The 3,767-nt window shown below is 70.8% G+C and carries 5 protein-coding genes; 4 read left to right on the plus strand and 1 reads right to left on the minus strand.

Going from position 1 to position 3,767, the window contains the following annotated elements; translation table 11 throughout:
• The first annotated feature begins 79 nt into the window (after positions 1-79).
• Positions 80-469, plus strand: coding sequence for a VOC family protein (locus D7V88_RS39625; protein ID WP_120545697.1), 390 nt, complete (start codon positions 80-82; stop codon positions 467-469).
• Here D7V88_RS39625 and D7V88_RS39630 read toward each other — a convergent pair.
• On the minus strand, positions 466-1,092 hold the full coding sequence (locus D7V88_RS39630) for a hypothetical protein (RefSeq protein WP_120545698.1): 627 nt from the start codon (positions 1,090-1,092) through the stop codon (positions 466-468). The two genes, D7V88_RS39625 and D7V88_RS39630, sit on opposite strands and share 4 nt — an antisense overlap.
• Positions 1,093-1,190: 98 nt before the next feature.
• Here D7V88_RS39630 and D7V88_RS39635 point away from each other — a divergent pair, with 98 nt between their 5' ends.
• From D7V88_RS39635 to D7V88_RS39645, 3 genes are all read left to right on the plus strand, one after another.
• On the plus strand, positions 1,191-2,018 hold the full coding sequence (locus D7V88_RS39635; protein ID WP_120545699.1) for a lysophospholipid acyltransferase family protein: 828 nt from the start codon (positions 1,191-1,193) through the stop codon (positions 2,016-2,018).
• Positions 2,015-2,953 (plus strand): SDR family oxidoreductase, encoded by a 939-nt coding sequence (locus D7V88_RS39640; protein ID WP_120545700.1) that lies wholly within the window; start codon positions 2,015-2,017, stop codon positions 2,951-2,953. Before D7V88_RS39635 ends, D7V88_RS39640 begins: the two co-directional genes overlap by 4 nt.
• Position 2,954: 1 nt before the next feature.
• Positions 2,955-3,767 (plus strand): MFS transporter (locus D7V88_RS39645; RefSeq protein ID WP_147449079.1); only part of this gene is annotated, 813 nt, incomplete at its 3' end.

Here is a 3,767-nt window from a genome sequence, read left to right on the forward strand (position 1 = left end):
CCCATGTCCCGCTTTTCGGTGTATCCCGGGCTCCCCCCACCCCCTTGGGCGCACCCCTGCGCGGACTCCAGGAGAAGCCATGCACCACAGCCGACTCAGCACCTTCGTCATCGACTGCAAGGGGGACGACTTCGACGCGGCCGCACGCTTCTGGAGCGCCGCGTTGGGCCGGAAGCTGAAGCCGGTGGATCCGGACTCGCCCAACTACCGCGAGTTGGAGGCGACGGCCGACGAACCCTCGCTCCTGCTTCAGCAGGTGGACCACGAAAGCCGCATCCATCTGGACATCGAGTCGGACGACCTGGACGCGGAGCTGGAGCGCCTGGAGGCGCTGGGCGCGAAGCGCGTCGCCTACGTGAAGCGCTGGTGGGTGATGGAGGCCCCCACGGGCCAGCGCTTCTGCATCGTCCGTCCGCAGCGGGGCCCCCTGGAAGGCAGAGCCAACGTGTGGGACGGCGAGGGCCGCTAGGCAGCGCCCACGCGGGTGTCCAGGGCCGCCTGGAGCAGGTCCAACAGACCCGGCCAGGCTTCCGCGGACAGCCACAGCCCTTCGGACGCGTGCACCGCGGTCATCGCCAGGGACGAGGCTTCGAAGAGCCGGGCGGCCAGCGCGCCGTCCCGGGGCAGGCGTCCCTCCACCCGGAGCACCTGTCCATCCCAGCGGAGGTCCGGCGGCAACAGCTTCTCCGCCAGGGCCCTGAGCGCGGCCTTGCCCGCGCCGGTGCGCAGCGCGCCCATCAGCAGCGATGACGCACCGGGAGATTCCTCCAGCTCCACCCGGCCCGGCGTGGCCAGCCACAGCGTGTAGCGTCCCTGGGCCAGCAGCACGCGCTCCGGGGTGGCCTCCACCCGCAGCTTCCAGCCCTTCACGGACAGCCGCAGGTCGTACACGCTGGCCAGGGAGTCCCAGGAGCGCAATTCCAGCGCCTTGACGCCCTTGAGCACCTGGCGCGACAGCGCCTCCACCCGCGCGTGGGACAACCGCACCCGCCGGCCGGCCACGTCCACCGCGACCTCCGAGGAGAGCGTGTCCGGCAGCGCCTTCGCCCACGCGAGCGCTCCCTCCAGCATTCCCGTCCACTGCCCCGCCATCGTGCGCGCCTCCCAGGGCACCCCGCCATGCAGGGCGCCTGTCGGGGCCACAATGGGGTACGCGGGGCCCCCGTGCAAAGCGCACGCGCGGTGCTACGGTGCGCCCCGTGCCCCAGAGCGAGTCCCTGTCAGCCCGGGTGGAGCGGTTGGAGCTGCCCTTCAACGAGTACGGCGTCGACCCGTACGGCATCTCCAAGAAGCACCTGAAACTGGCGTTGGAGTTCTTCGCCTTCCTCTACCGGAACTACTTCCGGGTGCGCTGCACCGGCGTGCAACACATCCCCAAGAAGGGCCGGGGCATGCTGGTGGGCAACCACTCCGGCGGCGTCGCGGTGGACGGGATGATGGTGCTCACCTCCACGATGCTGGAGATGGACCCGCCCCGGCTGGCGCAGGGCATGGTGGAGCGCTTCATCCACAGGTTCCCGGTGGCCTCGCTGTGGGCCAGCCGCACCGGCCAGTTCACCGGCCTGCCCGAACACGCCGTGCGCCTGCTGGAGGACGACCGGCTGCTGATGATCTTCCCCGAAGGCGCCCGGGGCACCGCGAAGCTCTACACCGAGCGCTACTCGCTGGTGGACTTCGGCACGGGCTTCATCCGGCTGGCGCTCCAGACGCGCTCGCCCATCATCCCCTTCGCCTTCCTGGGCGGCGGCGCGGCCATCCCCACGGTGACCAACGCGTACGCGCTGGGGAAGCTGTTGGGCGTGCCGTACGTGCCGCTGACGCCCTACCTCCTGCCCCTGCCGCTGCCGGTGGGGCTTGAAATCCACTACGGCGAGCCGCTCGTCTTCGAAGGCACCGGGGACGAGGAAGACCACATCATCGAAGGGTACGTGAACCAGGTGAAGGACAGCATCGCGCGGCTCATCGAGGACCACCGTGCCGAGCGCAACCTGCGCCGCGCCCGGAGGCTCCTGCCATGAAGGTGTTGATTCCTGGCATCTCCGGCGGCATCGCGCGAAGGCTGGCGCTGCGCCTGCGCGACAGCGGGCACCAGGTCGCGGGGCTCGACATCCGTCCGTGGCGGGACGGCCCCAAGGACATCGAGGTGCACCCGGTGGACGTGCGCAAGCGCGCCGCCGAGGACGTCTTCCGCCGCTGGAAGCCGGACGCAGTGGTGCACATGGCCACGGTGACGGCCTTCACGGTGCAGGGCGGCGAGCGCGGCCGCATCAACCTGGACGGCACCAAGGCGGTGTTCGACCACTGCGCGGCGCACGGCGTGAAGCAGGTGCTCTTCGTGGGCCGGCACACGTTCTACGGCGCGGCGCCGGACTCGCCGCTGTACCACTCCGAGGACGAGCCGCCGCGCGCGCTGGAGGCCATCCCTGAGCTGGCGGACCTGGTGGCCGCCGACCTGTACGCGGCGACGGCGCTGTGGCGGCTGCCGGACATCACCACCGCGGTGCTGCGGCTGGTGTACACGCTGGGCACGCCGGGCACGGGCACGCTCGCGAACCTCATTCGCGGCAAGCGCGTGCCCATGGTGCTGGGCTACGACCCGCTGTTCCACGTCATGCAGGAGGAGGACGTGGTGACGGCGTTGCAGCTCGCGCTGGAGAAGCGCGTGCGCGGCATCTTCAACGTCGCAGGCCCGTCGCCCGTGCCGCTGTCGGTCATCATCAAGGGCACGGGCCGCACGCCGGTGCCGCTGCCCTCGCCGCTGATGTCGCTCCTGATGGGACGGGCGGGCTTCCCCCGGCTGTCGGTGGGCGCGACGGACCACCTGAGATACCCCATCGTGGTGGACAACAAGCGCTTCCTGGAGGCCACCGGCTTCAAGGCCACCTACGACGAGGGCCGCCTGCTCCGGGCGTACGCGGATTCGCTGCCCGTCCATCCGCCGGGGATGGGCTGAGATGGTGACGGAGAGCGTGAGTGTGAGCGCGGCCCAGGCCGCGACGCCCGGCATGCTGCGCCGGGTGGAGGCGGTGGTGTTCCTCACCGTGTTCCTGGACCTGGTGGGCTTCGGCATCGTCATCCCGATGATGCCCTTCTACGTGCAGTCGATGGGTGGCTCGGCGCGGACGGTGGGCATCCTGCTGGGGTGCTTCTCCTTCACCCAACTGCTGGCGACGCCGCTGCTCGGGCGCTACTCGGACCGGCACGGGCGGCGGGCGGTCATCCTGCTGAGCCTGCTGGCGAACGCGGTGGCGATGGTGCTGTTCGCGCTGGCCAGCTACGAGAAGATGCTGCCGCTGCTCTTCGCCTCGCGCATCCTCGCGGGGGCGACGTCCGGGAACATCGCCGCGTGTCAGGCGGCGATCGCGGACGTGACGACGAAGCAGACGCGCGCGAAGGCGATGGGCCGCATTGGCGCGGGCATCGGGCTGGGCATGGTGCTGGGGCCCACGCTGGGCGGGGTGTTCTCCGGCCTGGGGCCGTGGGTGCCGCCTCTGCTCGCCGGAGGACTGGCATTGGTGGGCTTCGTGGGCGCGCTCGTGGCGATGCCGGAGACGCACCCGCCCGAGGCGCGCGCCCAGGCGAAATCCCAGGCACGCTGGTCCGCGTTGCAGGACACGCCCCGGCGCAAGGCGCTGGGCATGGTGCTGGGATTGTTCTTCGCGGTGTTCCTGTCCATGACCACGCTCCAGGTGGCATTCGCGCTGGTGGTGCAGTCGCGGCTGGGCTGGGGCTCCAAGGAAGTGGGCTACACGTTCGCGGTGGTGGGC

This window comes from Corallococcus terminator (assembly GCF_003611635.1).
In the GTDB taxonomy this organism is placed as follows: domain Bacteria; phylum Myxococcota; class Myxococcia; order Myxococcales; family Myxococcaceae; genus Corallococcus; species Corallococcus terminator.

Bases quoted from the DNA above. Each gene is read 5' to 3' on its own strand.
- D7V88_RS39625 (WP_120545697.1), top strand. From the start codon at position 80: ATGCACCACAGCCGACTCAGCACCTTCGTCATCGACTGCAAGGGGGAC.
- D7V88_RS39640 (WP_120545700.1), top strand. From the start codon at position 2,015: ATGAAGGTGTTGATTCCTGGCATCTCCGGCGGCATCGCGCGAAGGCTG.
- D7V88_RS39630 (WP_120545698.1), bottom strand. From the start codon at position 1,092: ATGGCGGGGCAGTGGACGGGAATGCTGGAGGGAGCGCTCGCGTGGGCG.